The 16,194-nt window shown below is 46.3% G+C and carries 15 protein-coding genes and 1 other annotated feature; of the genes, 13 read left to right on the top strand and 2 right to left on the bottom strand.

Translation table 11 applies throughout. The features are described 5' to 3' along the window. The first annotated feature begins 80 nt into the window (after positions 1–80). Positions 81–302 (top strand) — a binding site (T-box leader). A 59-nt stretch (positions 303–361) separates the two neighbouring features. Both FQV28_RS00380 and serA read left to right on the top strand, forming a co-directional pair. Then, entirely contained in the window at positions 362–1,525 is a 1,164-nt protein-coding gene (locus FQV28_RS00380; protein WP_146493615.1) for a pyridoxal-phosphate-dependent aminotransferase family protein, read from the top strand. Beyond that, the gene (serA, locus tag FQV28_RS00385; RefSeq protein WP_146493616.1) at positions 1,522–3,108 is read left to right on the top strand and encodes a phosphoglycerate dehydrogenase; all 1,587 of its coding nucleotides are present in this window, start codon (positions 1,522–1,524) and stop codon (positions 3,106–3,108) included. Before FQV28_RS00380 ends, serA begins: the two co-directional genes overlap by 4 nt. An 85-nt stretch (positions 3,109–3,193) precedes the next feature. On the opposite strand, the gene FQV28_RS00390 is transcribed toward serA, so the two are convergent. Continuing rightward, positions 3,194–3,979 carry an HAD family hydrolase gene (locus tag FQV28_RS00390; protein WP_146493617.1) on the bottom strand — a complete coding sequence of 262 codons (786 nt, stop codon included), beginning with the start codon at positions 3,977–3,979 and terminating at the stop codon, positions 3,194–3,196. Positions 3,980–4,119: 140 nt separating this feature from the next. Here FQV28_RS00390 and FQV28_RS00395 point away from each other — a divergent pair, with 140 nt between their 5' ends. The 3 genes from FQV28_RS00395 to gndA all read left to right on the top strand — a co-directional run bounded on the left by FQV28_RS00395 (position 4,120) and on the right by gndA (position 8,498). After that, positions 4,120–5,220 carry a nitric oxide synthase oxygenase gene (locus FQV28_RS00395; RefSeq protein ID WP_146493618.1) on the top strand — a complete coding sequence of 367 codons (1,101 nt, stop codon included), beginning with the start codon at positions 4,120–4,122 and terminating at the stop codon, positions 5,218–5,220. 321 nt (positions 5,221–5,541) lie between these two features. Beyond that, positions 5,542–6,984, top strand: coding sequence for a glucose-6-phosphate dehydrogenase (gene zwf, locus FQV28_RS00400; protein ID WP_255472748.1), 1,443 nt, complete (start codon positions 5,542–5,544; stop codon positions 6,982–6,984). A gap of 104 nt (positions 6,985–7,088) precedes the next feature. Further along, positions 7,089–8,498 carry an NADP-dependent phosphogluconate dehydrogenase gene (gene gndA, locus FQV28_RS00405; protein WP_146493620.1) on the top strand — a complete coding sequence of 470 codons (1,410 nt, stop codon included), beginning with the start codon at positions 7,089–7,091 and terminating at the stop codon, positions 8,496–8,498. Positions 8,499–8,529: 31 nt separating this feature from the next. Here the strand turns inward: gndA and FQV28_RS00410 are convergent, their stop codons facing one another. Further along, entirely contained in the window at positions 8,530–9,144 is a 615-nt protein-coding gene (locus FQV28_RS00410; RefSeq protein WP_146493621.1) for a cyclase family protein, read from the bottom strand. 161 nt (positions 9,145–9,305) lie between these two features. On the opposite strand from FQV28_RS00410, the gene FQV28_RS00415 reads away from it, so the two are divergent. The 8 genes from FQV28_RS00415 (at position 9,306) to FQV28_RS00450 (ending at position 16,172) form a co-directional block, all read left to right on the top strand. After that, a complete protein-coding gene (locus FQV28_RS00415; RefSeq protein ID WP_255472743.1) occupies positions 9,306–9,536 on the top strand; it encodes a hypothetical protein in 231 nt (76 codons plus the stop codon). A gap of 120 nt (positions 9,537–9,656) precedes the next feature. Further along, on the top strand, positions 9,657–10,376 hold the full coding sequence (locus FQV28_RS00420) for a YebC/PmpR family DNA-binding transcriptional regulator (RefSeq protein ID WP_106533984.1): 720 nt from the start codon (positions 9,657–9,659) through the stop codon (positions 10,374–10,376). A 157-nt stretch (positions 10,377–10,533) separates the two neighbouring features. Then, complete coding sequence (locus tag FQV28_RS00425) at positions 10,534–11,520, top strand: quinone oxidoreductase family protein (protein WP_146493693.1); 987 nt, start codon at positions 10,534–10,536, stop codon at positions 11,518–11,520. A 240-nt stretch (positions 11,521–11,760) separates the two neighbouring features. Beyond that, the gene (locus FQV28_RS00430) at positions 11,761–13,008 is read left to right on the top strand and encodes a dicarboxylate/amino acid:cation symporter (protein WP_146493623.1); all 1,248 of its coding nucleotides are present in this window, start codon (positions 11,761–11,763) and stop codon (positions 13,006–13,008) included. 88 nt (positions 13,009–13,096) lie between these two features. After that, positions 13,097–13,975 carry a ribokinase gene (gene rbsK, locus FQV28_RS00435; RefSeq protein WP_146493624.1) on the top strand — a complete coding sequence of 293 codons (879 nt, stop codon included), beginning with the start codon at positions 13,097–13,099 and terminating at the stop codon, positions 13,973–13,975. A gap of 99 nt (positions 13,976–14,074) precedes the next feature. Beyond that, entirely contained in the window at positions 14,075–14,344 is a 270-nt protein-coding gene (locus FQV28_RS00440) for a hypothetical protein (RefSeq protein WP_146493625.1), read from the top strand. A 141-nt stretch (positions 14,345–14,485) separates the two neighbouring features. Beyond that, complete coding sequence (locus FQV28_RS00445; protein ID WP_146493626.1) at positions 14,486–15,262, top strand: gamma-glutamyl-gamma-aminobutyrate hydrolase family protein; 777 nt, start codon at positions 14,486–14,488, stop codon at positions 15,260–15,262. Then, on the top strand, positions 15,207–16,172 hold the full coding sequence (locus tag FQV28_RS00450) for a dipeptidase (RefSeq protein ID WP_146493627.1): 966 nt from the start codon (positions 15,207–15,209) through the stop codon (positions 16,170–16,172). Before FQV28_RS00445 ends, FQV28_RS00450 begins: the two co-directional genes overlap by 56 nt. Positions 16,173–16,194 lie beyond the last annotated feature (22 nt).

Below are 16,194 nucleotides of genomic sequence, written 5' to 3' on the forward strand. Positions count from 1 at the left end.
CGGTTTCAATTAAACTGAATATTTTTTATAGATTGACAACTAGCTTTGGTCTGATATGATAAGTTCAATCCAATATATTAACAACTATTTTGATGGAGACAGGCTTATGCAGAGAAATCTTAAGAGAGCTGATGGTTGGTGGGAATCAGTGGTTTCGGCAGAAGGCAGCACTCCGGAATAGGTGGACTGAAATCAAGTAAGCCCATCCGCTTCGTGCCCGTTACGCATAAGAACCAATGAGGCTGCGTGTTTTCCAGCAGTGAACTAGGGTGGTACCGCGAAAAAGACTCTTCGCCCCTTGCATTTTATGTAGGGGGCGGAGGGTCTTTTTGCCGTTTCACTTGAAAGGGGAAGATTGATGATGTTAGCAGACCAACAAATTTTACGAATTCCTGGGCCGACGCCCATACCGCCAAGCGTACAGCGGGCTATGGCGCAGCCGATGATCGGGCACCGCGGCCAAAGCACTTCTGATTTGATTTCCCGCATCCGTCCAAAATTGAAGCGCGTTTTTGGAACCGGGCAAGAAGTGGTGATCTTGACTGGCAGCGGTACGGCAGGATTGGAAACAGCCGTGGTCAATGCAATCGCTCCGGGTGAGGAAGTATTAGTGATTGTTACAGGCGCTTTTGGCGAACGCTTTGTGAAAATATGCAAAGCTTATCATATTCCAACCCACGTTCTTCAAGTGGAATGGGGAAAAGCGGTTGACCCGGATCTTGTAAGAGAATTTCTGCAAGAACATCCTGGCATAAAAGCTGTATTATCAACCTATTGTGAAACGTCGACAGGCGTCTTGAATCCAGTGAAAGAATTGGCAGCGGCTATCAGGGAAGTATCAGAAGCACTGGTTATTGTGGACGGCGTTTCTTGTGTTGGCGGAGTAGAGACAAAAATGGATGAATGGGGAATTGATATTCTCGTGACCGGTTCACAAAAAGCATTCATGCTTCCTGCTGGGCTTGCTTTCGCCGCAGCAAGCGAACGGGCGTGGAGAAAAATCGAAGCCAATCCTCAGCCGCGTTTTTACTTGGACCTAAAAAGCCATAGGAAGAATTTGGAGAAAAATGCCACACCTTTTACTCCTGCCCTATCGATTTTATTTGGCTTGGAACAGGCCCTTGACCTGATAGAAGAGGAAGGTTTGGAAGAAGTATATGCACGCCACACTTTAATGATGAAAATGACAAGAGCGGCGTTTGAAGCGCTCGATATTCCGTTATTGACGACAGAAACAGATGCTTCGCCGACTGTTACCGCTGTAAGGCCGACTGATTTCGACGCTGAAGCGTTCCGGAAAGTGATGAAAGCGGAATTCGGCATTTCCATGGCAGGCGGCCAGCAGCAGCTGGCGGGTGAAATTTTCCGCATCGGGCATATGGGATATTGCTCGGCGGCAGATGTGCTGCAAATCATTTCAGCGATTGAAATCGGCTTGATGAAAATCGGTAAAAAAATAGAACTTGGCAAAGGAACCGGGGCCGCACAGCGAATATACTTGAACGAAGGGGTGGAGCAGCAATGACTTTTCATATTTTAATCAGCGATCCGCTAAGCGAAGAGGGCATTTACCCGCTGCGGCAGGCAGAGGGGATGAACATTGTTATGGAGACCGATTTATCGCCGGACCAATTGGCCGAACGCATCGGTGATTTTGATGCGCTGCTTGTTCGGAGCCAGACACAAGTGACCCGTGCCATTATTGAAAAAGGCCATAATTTGAAAATCATCGGGCGTGCAGGAGTAGGCGTTGATAATATTGATCTCGAAGCGGCAACCGAACATGGCATCATCGTAGTCAATGCACCGGATGGCAACACCAATTCGGCGGCGGAACACACAATGGCGATGCTGATGTCGATGGCCCGGAAAATCCCCCAAGCTTTTCACGCTTTGCGCAATAAAAACTGGGACCGCAAGTCGTTTGTCGGGGTGGAATTGAAAAACAAAACATTAGGAGTAATCGGCCTAGGGCGTATTGGGGCTGAAGTGGCAGCCCGGGCAAAAGGGCAGCGTATGAATGTCATGGCATACGATCCGTTTTTGACGGCGGAAAAAGCGGAGAAGCTTGGAATCGGTTTTGGCACCGTTGAAGAAGTGCTGAAAGTCGCGGATTTTGTAACCGTCCATACACCACTATTGAAAGAAACACGCCACCTTATCAATGCCGACGCATTTGCCATCATGAAAGACGGCGTCCAAATCGTCAACTGTGCACGCGGAGGCATCATTGACGAAAATGCTCTATACGACGCCATCCAATCAAAAAAAGTGGCGGGTGCAGCGCTTGATGTGTTTGAACAGGAGCCGATTGTCGACTACCGACTTATCGGCTTGCCGGAAGTCGTAGCCACTCCGCATTTGGGGGCGAGCACGATAGAAGCGCAGGAAAGTGTTGCGGTGGATGTCAGCATGGATGTTGTCAGCTATTTTACCACCGGCACTGTCCGCAATTCCGTGAATCTGCCTTCTGTACCGAAAGATCTGATGGTGAAAATTGAGCCGTATTTCGATCTGGCAGAACGTCTTGGCGCTTTCCTGGCTGATCTGGCGGAAAGTGCTGTGGAAGAAGTGAATGTCTATTATTCCGGTGAACTGGCTGGAATGGAAGTCGGACCGCTGACACGCAATATGCTCAAAGGCTTGCTGAAGAGACACCTTGGTGAACGGGTCAATGTGGTCAATGCCTGGTACTGGGCCAATCAAAAAGGCGTCGTGGTCAATGAACATAAGTCCTCGGTTACGAGGGGGTTCACAAACTTAATATCGGTTGAAATCAAAACTACAACGGATACAAGAAAAGCGGCAGGTACCTTATTAAATGGCCAAGGCGCACGCATCGTCAAAGTGGATGAGTATTTAGTGGATGTTGTGCCGAAAGGCCATTTGCTATTCATCCGCCATACCGATCGTCCTGGTGTGATCGGTCGCGTCGGCACATTGCTGGGGCAGGAAGATGTCAATATCGCGACAATGCAGGTGGGGCGTTCGAATGCTGGTGGAGACGCTATCATGATGCTGTCGATCGACAAATACGCTGACCCGAAAAGTTTGGAGCAATTAAAAGAACTGGCGGAAATCCAATACGTGCGGACGATCGATTTATAATATAGAAGGAAAAAGAAGGGAGCTCACCAGGAGCTTCCTTCTTTTTATTATGTTTCTGTTAAGCCGGAAATCTATCAAAAGAACTTTATAGCTTTTCAAGAATCGGGAACAGTTCTTCCAAGTGCCGGATTTCGTAGGTTGGAATGATGGTTTTGTGCGGCGCTTTTTGTTCGCGGTTAATCCAAACGGAACGGATGCCCGCTTGTTCGGCTCCTGTGATATCGGTCAATAGATTATCACCGACCATCAGAACTTCTTCAGCCGCTAAATCAAATTTAGACAAGGCGTAATGGAAGATTTCCGGGGAAGGCTTGCCTTTTCCAAATGCTCCTGAAATGACAATATGGTCAAAATAAGGAGCAATTTCGGGCGTAATTTCAAGTTTTGTTTTTTGCAATTGCGGTGAGCCGTTCGTCAACAGCAATAGTTGGTAATCGGGTTTCAAACGATCAAGCACACGATACGTTTCTTCGTAAACAAAAGGGCTGCTTTTTCGGGCTTCTGTAAAATAAGCTGCCAGTTGGTCGCCAAGTGCCGGATCGTTTATGCCAATTTGCTGCAATCCGTTAGTCCAAGCTTTCCGCTGATACTCGGGAGCGAAAGCTTTCATCTTCTGGAAATCTTCGCCTTCATCATCAAACGTTCCCCATAAGCCTTCAAACGGATTGATGCCGATCATTTGAGTAAACAGATATGTATCGTAATTGCTGTAAAGAGCGCTCGCTTCTGACCGCACCGCTTCTTCTAATCCCCCGCAATCAACTCCACTTACTTGTTCGGCATATCGGCACGTTTTCTCGAACGCTGTTTTGATGCTTTTTTTATCCCATAATAACGTATCGTCCAAATCAAAAAATATCGCTTTCAACATACAGCAGACCCCTTTTTATTCTTTTGTTCAGTTTACTGTAACATTTGGGAAAAACAAAGGAAGATATTGCGGTGGTTTCGGAGTTTCTAAGTTAATAATCGTGAGGATAGGTGCTAAGATGTTCACAAGGAGTGACGTTAATGAACATCATAAAAACTAATGCTGCATCCCTCGAAGAAGCAATGGAATTTATATATACATGTTACAGTGAATTGGGGAAGACGGAAGAGGAAGCAGCGCAGCGGATTTTGCGTATACAAGCTGAAATTTTAGAAACAGGGACGTACACGCAAACGTTTGAAGAATTGGAGCATGGCGCACGGATGGCGTGGCGCAATAACAATCGCTGCATCGGCCGCCTATTTTGGAATACGTTGACGGTCTTCGACGCGCGCCAGCAGCGGACAGCGGAAGGTGCTTTTGAAGCCTTACTCCGCCATATCGATTTTGCAACGAATGGAGGAAAAATTCGTCCGGCAATTACGGTCTTTCCGCCAAATCAAAACAGCCAGGACGCCATGCGGATCTGGAACCACCAATTGATCCGCTATGCCGGATATGAAAAAGATGGAGAAGTGATCGGAGATTCTACTTCAATTGAACTTACCAAAGCTTGCGAAAAGCTTGGATGGCAAGGAGCAGGCACACATTACGACATTTTGCCGATTGTGATCGAAGTGGCAGGAGAAGCGCCGAAGTTCTTCGAATTGCCAAAGGAAGCGGTTATTGAAGTTGAAATTGAACATCCGGAAATTCCTCGCTTCGCTGACTTGAAAGCAAAATGGTATGCCGTTCCAATTATTTCAGAGATGAAATTGGAGATCGGCGGCATTTCCTATACCATGGCGCCTTTCAACGGCTGGTATATGGGAACTGAAATCGGTGCCAGGAACTTGGCGGATGAAGACCGCTATAATTTGCTGCCGGCAGTGGCAGCGGTTATGGGGCTGAATACGGATTCCAGCCGGTCTTTATGGAAAGACAAAGCGTTAGTCGAATTGAATATTGCTGTACTTGATTCATTCCACCGGGCCGGTGTAACAATTGTTGATCACCACACAGCAGCAAAGCAATTTAAAAGCTTCGAAAGAAAAGAAGAAACAGCCGGAAGAGATTTGACCGGCAATTGGGCTTGGCTTATTCCGCCGATGTCTCCGGCGACCACGCATATTTTTCACAAACCGTATAAAAACGATATAGTGAAACCGAATTTTTTCTATCAAAGTTCGGTTATAAAATAGGCTGAAATGCCGCTAATAAAGAAAAAGGGCCTATTTTATCGAGGCTCCTTTTTGTATTTTTATTATGTGATTACCGTTTTTCGGGTATTAATTAAGGGTATGGGTTTTCGAATATGCCGTTTAAAGGCTATAGCGGACGGAAAATGTAAAAATCTACCCTTCCATTCTTCTTGATACAACGTATACTTAAAAACAGTGTGATTGTAAAAAACGTGTTTCTGTGCACGTCGAAAATGGAGATGTTTAACTATGAAAGATCTGGCTGCAATCGATAGTAAAAACTACATAAGTGCATCGCAACAGAACAATAGTTTAGAAGGAATGACCTTGGTGTTATTCGGTGCCACTGGTGATTTGGCACAGCGAAAGTTATTTCCAGCTTTGTATAATTTATATTTGGACGGGAAATTGCCGAATGCTATTTCAATTATAGGGCTGGGCAGAACCAATTACTCAGACCGTGTTTTCCAGATGAACGTCGAGGCCTCCCTGCGGGAATTTTCAAGAAGACCTGTGCAAGCCGAAAACTTGGAAGAGTTCAAAAGCAAGTTTCGGTATTGTGTGTTGGATGTTTTCAATGAAGTTTCCTATAGATCTTTACTGGAGCTTATTCAATCGCGGGAACAGGAATTGGGAATTGCGGAAAACCGCATGTTCTACTTGTCTGTTGCCCCTAATTTGGTTGAAATCATCACAGCGAATCTACAGGCAAGCAAAGTCAGCGAAACAAAAGGCTGGAAGCGCCTGATTGTCGAAAAGCCCTTCGGAACCGATTTGAAAACTGCGCGTGAGTTGAACGACAAACTTAGCAAAGCATTTAGTGAAGATGAAATTTACCGCATTGACCATTACTTAGGAAAACCGATGGTCCAAAACCTCGAGACTTTGAAGTTTGCCAACCCAATTTTAGAGTTGCTATGGAACCATGACCAAATTGCAAATGTGCAAATTACTGCGAGTGAAACAGTGGGCATTGAAAAGAGAGCCGGATATTACGACCAGGCAGGTGCAATCCGGGACATGGCCCAAAATCATCTTCTCCAATTAGTTATGATGACCGCTCTTGATATCCCGGTGAACATGACAGCGAAAGAAGTGGAGCAGGAGAAAAGAGAAGTGGTTGAATCACTTCGCCCCATCCCTAAAGAAGAAGCATCAAAACACATCATCCGTGGCCAATATACGGCAGGTGAAGTATTGGATGAACCAGTAATCGGTTATCAAGAAGAACCGGGTGTCGTCGCGGAATCAAAAAACGATACGTATTTTGCCGCTCGTTTGTACATTGAAACCCCGTCATGGAAAGACATCCCGTTTTATATTCGTACCGGGAAACGACTGGAACAGAAATCCACTCGTATTGTCATTGAATTCAAGAACAAGTGGAAAGACAATCCGGCTTTCAAAGATGAAGGCATCAATCCGAATTTGCTCATTTTTGAAATCAACCCGAATGAAAGTGTATCGTTATTGGTAAATTTAAAAAATCCTTCCACCGAACGCTACGAACCGACAAACATTACCTTTTCGGTTAATTCGAACATTCAGCCCGAATCTTATGAACTTCTGTTATCGGATGCTTTAGAAGGCGACAAAACATTTTTTGCACACTGGAAAGAAGTCGAACTTTCTTGGGCCTGGATTCAGCCGGTCTTGGAGGCTTTCGAGGACAATGCTTTGCCATTGCATCCATATTCTGCAGGTTCTAAAGGTCCGGAAGCCGCTGATCGCTTATTGGAAGAAGATGGCTTCTGCTGGTGGTAATCGGGCAAGAGAAGGCATACTGAACAGATCGGATATAAATGGTATACTTTTGAAGATATAAAATGATTAGAAGTCATTAAATTCGCATGGAATGAGGTAATAGTATGGCAAAGCAGCAAATGGGAGTTATCGGTTTAGGCGTCATGGGGAAAAATTTGGCGCTGAATATTGAAAGCAGAGGCTATTCCGTATCAGTATACGATTACTGGACAGACCGGACAGAAGAGTTTGCGAACAACGAAGTTCAAGATAAGAATATTGTCGGAACTGATAGTCTTGAGAATTTTGTAGAGTCTCTTGAAATTCCCCGCAAAATTTTGATGATGGTCAAAGCCGGGGAAACGACAGATGCCGTTATTCAGTCACTTATCCCGCATCTTCAAGAAGGGGACGTGATTATCGATGGAGGAAATACGTTTTTCAGAGACACCAACCGTCGTACGGCGGAACTTCAAGAATTGGGAATCCATTTCATCGGTGCCGGTATTTCCGGCGGCGAAGAAGGCGCTCGCTTCGGCCCTTCCATCATGTCTGGCGGCTTGAAAGAAGCCTATGAAAAAGTGGCGCCGATTTTTGCTGCCATTTCAGCAAAAGTAGATGGCGTTCCATGCAGCGCCTATATGGGAGCTGAAGGAGCGGGCCATTATGTGAAGATGGTGCATAACGGCATTGAGTACGGAGACATGCAGCTCATCTCAGAATCCTATTTTATCTTAAAACATGCGCTTGGACTGAATGCACAAGAGCTGCATGAAATCTTTACCGAGTGGAACAAAGGTGAACTGGATAGCTACCTGATCGAAATCACTGCTGATATTTTCACGAAAATTGATGAGGAAACCGGCAATCCGCTAGTCGATCAAATTTTGGATAAAGCCGGACAAAAAGGCACCGGAAAATGGACAAGCCAAAATGCCTTGGACTTGGGCGTTTCCTTGCCAATTGTCACAGAATCGGTTTTTGCACGCTTTATTTCAGCGATCAAAGAAGAGCGAGTAGCAGCGAGCAAATTGCTTACAGGTCCTGAAGCAGAGCAGTATAGCGGTGACCGAGCAGAATTGGTTGAAGCCATCCGTAAAGCGCTATACATGAGCAAGATTTGTTCGTATGCTCAAGGATTCGCTCAGCTTCGCGCCGCTTCAGCGGAATACAACTGGGAAATTCCATACGGCGACATCGCGATGATCTTCCGCGGCGGCTGCATCATCCGTGCCCGCTTCCTTCAGGAAATCAAAGAAGCGTTCGACCGCCAAGCAGATTTGCCGAACCTGCTTCTAGATCCTTATTTCCAATCCGTGGTGGGCGAATACCAATCATCCCTTCGCAAAGTATTATCGATTGCTATCGAGCAAGGCATTCCGGTTCCAGCATTCTCGAGCGCGCTTGCATACTACGACAGCTACCGTTCAGAAACTTTGCCGGCAAACTTAATCCAGGCCCAACGGGATTATTTTGGCGCGCATACATACCAGCGCACGGACAAAGAAGGAACTTTCCATACAAAATGGCAATAAAAAAGAATGGCTTCCGCGGAAGCCATTCTTTTTATTCGTTTTCGATTAAAACGACGCGTGCCGGAGAAGCGTCTATGCCAATCAGTTTGAGTGGCGCTGCGACCATCAAATAGCTCTTTGCCTCAACGTCTTTCAACTGCAAGCCTTCAATGACGATGATATCGGCTTTGAAAAGCGCTTTGTGAGTCGGGTGGTTCGGCTGGCTCCGTTCAACGCCAAGCGCGTCGATGCCTACGCCTCTGATGCCGATTTCAGCCAAATAATTGGCGCCGTCTTCTTTCAGGAAAATGAATTCCGGATTGAATGCTTCATCAAACGAATTGCTTGTTTTGAACAAGATAAAATCGTCCTTTTCGATGGAAAGCGTTTCTAGGTCTGACTTGGCAATGCCGTCCTTAACATGCGTCAAATCAACAACTTTTGCTTGTCCGACCAACTTTTCCAGAGAAATGGATTCGAACGTATCCCCGTCATTGATCATATGCAGCGGCGCGTCGATATGGGTGCCGGTATGCGCGTCGATTTCGATGCGGGATTCTGTTACATGGCCGTTTGTGTGGGTATGGAATTTCGGCTGTTTTTCAGGCTTGTTTTTATAAACCGGCATTCCTTCATAAATTGGGGATGAAATATCAAAAATTTTCATGCAATCGCTCCTTTGTCTGAGTTCATTTATTTGCCTTTCCTATTTTCTCATTTAATCGGGAGCCCATCAACTTTAAGCTTTATCATTAAAGTAAAGTTGAAGAGGCTGGGAGAAAGAGATAATATATTACTTGTGAAAGCTCCATACCAACCGTAAAGGAGATGGCGAAGGTGAAAGAATTCAAAGTCACTTATTTCTTTGACGAAGAGCATTACATTCGCCGGTTTATCCATGTGGAATCGCAGAAAAAAGCGGAAGAGCTGATTCAAAGCGAACGGGACGGGTTCATCTCATTTACCGACAGCCGCGGCATTTATCATGAATTGCATACGGGAAAAGTACGGGTTACGCAAATTTCTGAATATCATCGGGTCGATAAAACGAAGAAATAAAAGCATGAATCATGCTTTTCCTGTTTTGATTGCCTAATTCGGAAAAAAGCAGGGGTTTATTATATAATAGAACAAGTGAATATAGTTCATATTCAAAGCAGAAAGAAAGAGGGAAATCTAATGGGCCGCAAGTGGAATAATATCAAAGAGAAGAAAGCATCAAAAGACGCAAACACAAGCCGCATTTATGCAAAATTCGGACGGGAAATCTATGTGGCTGCCAAACAAGGCGAGCCGGATCCGGAATCGAATCAGGCGTTGAAAGTCGTGCTTGAACGTGCGAAAACATATAGTGTGCCAAGAGCAATCATCGACCGGGCGATTGAAAAAGCCAAGGGCGGTTCAGAAGAAAGCTACGACGAACTTCGCTATGAAGGCTTTGGGCCGAATGGCTCGATGGTCATCGTTGACACGTTGACAAATAATGTGAACCGGACAGCTTCAGATGTCCGCGCTGCTTTCGGCAAAAATGGCGGAAACATGGGGGTCAGTGGATCAGTCGCTTACATGTTCGATCCGACGGCTGTTATCGGCGTCGAGGACAAAACGGCGGACGATGTGCTGGAATTGCTGATGGAAGCGGACGTCGATGTGCGCGACATTCTTGAAGAAGAAGATTCCGTCATCGTTTATGCGGAGCCGGATCAATTCCATGCGGTGCAAGAGGCGTTTAAAACAGCTGGCATCACCGACTTTACGGTCGCGGAATTGACGATGCTGGCACAAAACGAATTGGAGCTTCCGGAAGATGCGCAAGCGCAGTTCGAAAAAATGATTGATGCGATCGAAGACTTGGAAGATGTTCAGCAAGTGTACCACAACGTCGACTTGGGAGAATAAGACAGCAAAACAGCCTTTCGCGTTGGTGCGAAAGGCTGTTTTTTTCTGCGCGAAAGCTGGAGGCTGGGGTTTCAGTTTGTCATTCCCGACTCGAACTTCTATACTGGCATTAAGAAACAAAACACGCTGCAAAATATGGGTTTGGAGGGTGATGAAAATAAAAGCCATCGTTGTTAATGAACTGGGAGGACCGGATGTCCTTCAACTGAGTGAAGTGGCGATTCCGGCTATTTTGCCGCATCAAGTGTTGATCCGCACCGAAGCAATCAGCGTTAACTTTGCGGACATCAAAGCTCGCCGGGGGGAATATCATGGAAAGGTGAGCGCTTCTCCTTTCATCCCGGGATTGGATTGTGCTGGGGAAATCATCAAAGTCGGCGCGCAAGTCACCCGGTTCAAAATCGGCCAGCGTGTCATGGCATTTCCAAAGGAAGGTTCGTACGCCGAATATGTAGCGGCGGATGAGAAATTGGCCTTTGCAGTGCCGGATGGACTGGACAGTGAAACAGCTGCTGCCTCTTTGACAGTGGGGATTACAGCTTATAACGTCCTGAACCGAGTCGCACGGCTCTCTCCAGGAGAAACCGTATTAATCCATGCTGCCGCAGGAGGCATTGGCACTACTGCTATACAGCTTGCCCGGTTGGCCGGCGCTTCCCAGGTTATCGGAACTGTAAGCAGCGAAGCAAAAATGGAAACGGCCAAAAACATGGGTGCTGATCATGTCATCAATTACGCAACGGGAGATTTTGCGGAAAAAGTGAACAGCCTTACCGATGGACAAGGCGCTGATGTGATTTTGGATACGGTGGCCGGAGAAAATTTTGAAAAGAGCTTGAGATGCTTAGCGCACTTTGGAAGAATTGTCGCTTTCGGCCATGGAAATGACAGATCTCTTCCAGGAAAAGTGACAACGGCGGACCTCCATTCAAGCTGCCGGTCCGTTCTCGGCTACAGTACCGGCACTTACCGGAAACTGCGTCCGGATTTTTTGCAGGAAAGCGCCGATAAAGTGACTGATTTGCTGCTTCAAGCCAAATTGAAAATCCTTATTTCAAAGCGCTATCCGCTGGCTGAAGCGGCACAAGCCCATTCGCATATCGAAAGCAGAAAAAGCATCGGTAAAATCTTACTGATCCCTTAAAACCCATTCTTTAAAGGCCTGATTTTGGCTACTTAGCTAAAATAGTGTGGACTGCTTTTTGAAGTATCGGCATTTACAAACAGAAAAACCTGCAGAAGAGGGAAATTCTTTTGCAGGTTTTTAATTTTTAGCAACAATAAGTTATATCAGAATTGTTTCTTTCTTGCTTTTTGCTGTAAATTCCTGTTTTATTCCTTTACACTAAAGGGTATGTCTTAAAAAAAGAAGGAGACAGGATGAATGAAGAAAAACAATATGACAGTAAAAGTACTCACAGGTCTTATTTTAGGGGCAATTGTCGGGCTGCTTATTAACTTGTTTGCGCCAGGCTCTTTTGAAACGCTCAATACATATTTATTTGTGCCGCTCGGCCAAATTTTTCTTAGTTTGATCAGTATGCTGGTTGTGCCGTTGGTCCTTTTTTCTATTATTTTGGGAACTGCCGGGCTTGGCGATCCGGCTAAACTTGGCAGAATCGGTTTTAAAACAATCACCTATTTCTTGGTGACGACCACCATTGCCATTGTGATCGGTTTAGGATTAGCGGCTGTGATCCAGCCAGGGCTTGCCGGAGATTTCGATTTGGAAAGCGCCACATTCGAAGCAGAAGAAGCACCTTCGGTAGCTGATACGTTGCTGAACATCATTCCGAAAAATCCATTGTCTGCTTTGACAGAAGGAAACATGCTTCAAATCATCGTCTTCGCTGTTTTTATCGGTTTGGCGTTGACGGCTCTCGGCGAAAGAACAAAAGGGATTGTCAACCTGATTGAACAAGGCAACGAAGTCATGATGTATCTAGTAGGCATTGTGATGAAATTCGCTCCGTTCGGCACATTCGGCTTGATCGCTACAGCTATCGGCTCTCAAGGCTTTTCAGCAATCAAAGCCATGGCATCGTATATGTTTGTCGTGCTGGCGGCTCTTGCGATTCATGCGGCCTTTACATATGGCGGAACCGTCGGGCTTTTAGCGAAAAAAAATCCGGTTTGGTTCTTCAAAAAATTCGCTCCGGCGATGAGTGTGGCGTTCAGTACTTCAAGCAGCACTGCGACATTGCCGGTATCGATGGAAGCGGCGCAAAAAGAGCTTGGCGTGCCAAAATCGATCAGTTCGTTTGTCCAGCCGCTGGGAGCTACGATTAATATGGATGGAACCGCAATCATGCAAGGTGTTGCGACGATGTTTATTGCGCAGGCTTATGGCTCGGATTTGTCGATGACGCAGCTTTTGACGGTTGTGTTGACCGCTGTACTCGCCAGCATTGGGACGGCTGGAGTGCCAGGGGTCGGCTTGATCATGCTGGCGATGGTGCTATCAAGCGTCAACTTGCCGGTTGCAGGTATTGGGCTCGTGCTTGGAATCGACCGTTTGCTGGATATGACAAGAACAGCGATTAACATATCGGGCGACGCGGCTTGTGCGTTGTATGTATCGGAAACGGAGAAAAAGCGTGGCTTGGAGACGGAAGAAGTTACGGTAGGATAAAAATATAAAAAGTTGAGCAGCGGACGGGCTAAAGCAACTCGTCCGCTTTTTGTATATAGTTTAAATAAGGTGATAAGGAGGTTATGGAATGATTACAGTAGTGGGCAGCATCAATATGGATTTAGTAGTACAAGCGAAGCACTTCCCAAAACAAGGCGAAACCACAATCGGTGAATTGTTCGCAACTGTTCCGGGCGGCAAAGGAGCAAATCAGGCTGTTGCAGCAGCCAGGCTCGGAAGCGAGGTACGAATGGTCGGCGCTGTTGGAACTGATGCCTTCGGAAATCAATTGCTAAAGGGGTTGGAAGCAGAATCGGTGAACGTGGAGGCAGTACTGCAGAAAGAAGGAGCGAGCGGCGTCGCAAATATTTTATTGTCTGAAGGCGATAATCGCATCATTGTCGTTCCAGGAGCCAACTTCCGGATGACACCTGAGGAGATGAACAGCTTTAAGCTGATATTGTCTACTAGCCGTATCGTCATGATGCAATTGGAAATGCCTGCGCCAGTAGTTCAACGGACGCTAGAGATTTGTCAGGCTCTTGGCGTGCCGACCATTTTAAATCCGGCACCGTCTGAAGGATTTCGAACAGAGTTTTTGTCTCTTGCAGATGTTATGACGCCCAATGAAACCGAAGCGGAAGCATTGTTCGGAAAGGAATGGGAAAAAGCATTGGTAGATTACCCGAACCGCCTTGTTGTGACGCTTGGAAAAGACGGGGCACGCTTTTATGACGGGAAAAACCATATTCATGTCAAAGGGCTTCCTGCAAAAGCTGTTGATACGACAGGAGCAGGCGACGCTTTCAATGGCGCCTTATGCGTTGCCTTATCAGAGGGTATGCTTTTTGAAGAAGCGGTCTATTTTGCAAATGCGGCGGCATCTCTTGCGGTTGAAAAGTTTGGCGCCCAAGGAGGCATGCCGGACCGGAAAAAAGTGCTTGAACGGCTGAAAGAATATAGCTGAAACCCCTTCCAAAACACTTGGAATTTTAATTGTTTGCTTCGGTTAAAAGGTTCGGCTTCTGCTATACTGGCAATAAAGAAGAGTCCGGGAGGCGACGATATGAAAGATATCTGGAAGCTGAAGTACGGGTCGCATAGTATACAGATTGAGAATCATTTGACGGGAAGCCGGCTATATGTGGACGGGGTGCTGCAGGATGAACAAGTGGGCATCCACCTGAGTTCACGTTTATTCGGGAAAGTGGACAATGAGGAAGGCGAGGTTGAAGATATTAAAGTGTCAATCGGCTGCAACCTATTAAAAATGGATTGCCGGGTTTTTGTTGGAGAACGGCTAGCCTACTCGACCGCTTTGGAATGGGATATGTAACTGAAGAAAAATGCCGGGTGCTGGTCGCGTCCGGTATTTTTTTATGACAGGTTAAACAATAATGCCCTGGCAATTGCCGGGTGAATTCTGTATGTTTAATATATTCAGTTTTTGAAAAGGGAGTATTCGGGAGGGACAATTATGAAACCATTAATTGGCATTACATCATCTGTAGAACTTGGGCGGGATGAATACGCCGTTGAAATAGCGGATACGGAAGCAATTCTCGGGGCAGGCGGTTTGCCGCTTATGCTGCCGCATCTAACGCAAGCAGAAGACATCGATGCGCTTGCTAAGAAACTCGATGGCCTCTTTGCAGCAGGCGGCTATGATATTGATCCAACATTGTTTGGAGAAGAGCCCCATCCAAATCTTGGTGTCATCATTCCTTCGCGCGATCATTTTGAGCTTTTGCTGATCAAAAAAATGCTGGAGGCTGGAAAGCCCATTTTAGCTATTTGCCGCGGTGCCCAAATTTTGAATATTGCAGTTGGCGGCGATATGTACCAGGATCTACCGGCGCAATTTGATGGCAAGTTACTGCAGCATCAGCAAAAGGCGCCAAAATTCCACGGTTCGCATTTTGTCCAAGTAGCAAAAGATTCCTTGCTGCACCAGTTGACAGGAGAAGAGCGGTTGAGAGTGAACAGCCGCCACCACCAGGCCAACCGCTTGGTGCCAGAGCCTTTTATAATTAGTGGAACAGCAAGCGATGGGGTCGTTGAGGCGATTGAAAGCAAGGAACACCGGTTTGTCCTCGGCCTTCAGTGGCATCCGGAAAATATGGCAAGAGCTGAAGATGCGCCATCTCTTCGTATTTTTGAAGGGTTTATTGCAGCATGCCAAGAAAAGGGGCGGTTTGATGAAAATCATCGACACGCATTGCGACGCGCTGCTGAAACTGCAGCTAACAAATAGAAAATTCATGTTCAATGAAGGCCCTTTAAACTACATAGATTCCGATAAACTCGATACAAACTTTCAACGCCTGCAACAAGGCGAGGTAAAGGTCCAATTTTTTGCCATCTTTGTTTATCCGGATATTCCAAGTGATGAAAAGTGGCAACACGCGCTAGAACAAGTAGATCTGTTTTACACACAAGTGATCGGCACCAATCCAGCAATGAAACACATCCGAAAATGGGAAGACATTGATGCCTTGAAAGAAGGGGAAATCGGAGCGGTGCTGACGCTTGAAGGAGCGGATGCGTTCGGAAATGACTTAGCGAAACTCCGCCACCTATACCGTTTAGGGGTTCTGTCGATCGGACTGACCTGGAACAATGCCAATCTTTGCGCTGACGGGGCAGGAGAGCCGCGGGGAGGCGGTTTGACGCTGCTCGGCAAAGATGTAGTCCAATTGAATAACGAACACCGGGTTTTTACCGATGTTTCGCATTTATCAGAGAAGAGCTTCTGGGATGTGATTGAGCTTGCCCAATTCCCCATTGCCAGCCACTCCAATGCCAGGGCGCTTTGCGACCATCCACGCAATTTGTACGATGAGCAGATTCAGGCAATGATTAAGAAGAACGGCTTAATCCATGTAGTCTTTTGTTTGGATTTTATTAAAGAAGACAAATCGAATGTAATGATGCCGGATTTGATCAAGCACATCGACCATCTTTGCTCTCTTGGAGGAGCGGGGCATGTCGGCATCGGGTCGGATTTCGATGGCATATCCGATTATATGAAAGACTTGGAAAACGCATCAAAATTCCAGAACCTGATCAATGAATTGCAAAAGCATTACACGGAAAGCGAAGTAGAAGGCTTTGCCTTCCGGAACTTTTTGGAACACCGGCCCGGAATGCTGGCTGTTACTTGAGCAACAAGCAAGGAGGGAGTAA

The organism is Planomicrobium sp. CPCC 101079, assembly GCF_007859275.1.
Taxonomy (GTDB): domain Bacteria; phylum Bacillota; class Bacilli; order Bacillales_A; family Planococcaceae; genus Planococcus.

Excerpts from the sequence above, each read along its gene's own strand:
- FQV28_RS00380 (WP_146493615.1), top strand. The coding sequence starts at position 362 with ATGTTAGCAGACCAACAAATTTTACGAATTCCTGGGCCGACGCCCATA.
- serA (WP_146493616.1), top strand. The coding sequence starts at position 1,522 with ATGACTTTTCATATTTTAATCAGCGATCCGCTAAGCGAAGAGGGCATT.
- FQV28_RS00390 (WP_146493617.1), bottom strand. The coding sequence starts at position 3,979 with ATGTTGAAAGCGATATTTTTTGATTTGGACGATACGTTATTATGGGAT.
- FQV28_RS00395 (WP_146493618.1), top strand. The coding sequence starts at position 4,120 with ATGAACATCATAAAAACTAATGCTGCATCCCTCGAAGAAGCAATGGAA.
- zwf (WP_255472748.1), top strand. The coding sequence starts at position 5,542 with ATGACCTTGGTGTTATTCGGTGCCACTGGTGATTTGGCACAGCGAAAG.
- gndA (WP_146493620.1), top strand. The coding sequence starts at position 7,089 with ATGGCAAAGCAGCAAATGGGAGTTATCGGTTTAGGCGTCATGGGGAAA.
- FQV28_RS00410 (WP_146493621.1), bottom strand. The coding sequence starts at position 9,144 with ATGAAAATTTTTGATATTTCATCCCCAATTTATGAAGGAATGCCGGTT.
- FQV28_RS00415 (WP_255472743.1), top strand. The coding sequence starts at position 9,306 with ATGGCGAAGGTGAAAGAATTCAAAGTCACTTATTTCTTTGACGAAGAG.
- FQV28_RS00420 (WP_106533984.1), top strand. The coding sequence starts at position 9,657 with ATGGGCCGCAAGTGGAATAATATCAAAGAGAAGAAAGCATCAAAAGAC.
- FQV28_RS00430 (WP_146493623.1), top strand. The coding sequence starts at position 11,761 with ATGAAGAAAAACAATATGACAGTAAAAGTACTCACAGGTCTTATTTTA.
- rbsK (WP_146493624.1), top strand. The coding sequence starts at position 13,097 with ATGATTACAGTAGTGGGCAGCATCAATATGGATTTAGTAGTACAAGCG.
- FQV28_RS00440 (WP_146493625.1), top strand. The coding sequence starts at position 14,075 with ATGAAAGATATCTGGAAGCTGAAGTACGGGTCGCATAGTATACAGATT.
- FQV28_RS00445 (WP_146493626.1), top strand. The coding sequence starts at position 14,486 with ATGAAACCATTAATTGGCATTACATCATCTGTAGAACTTGGGCGGGAT.
- FQV28_RS00450 (WP_146493627.1), top strand. The coding sequence starts at position 15,207 with ATGAAAATCATCGACACGCATTGCGACGCGCTGCTGAAACTGCAGCTA.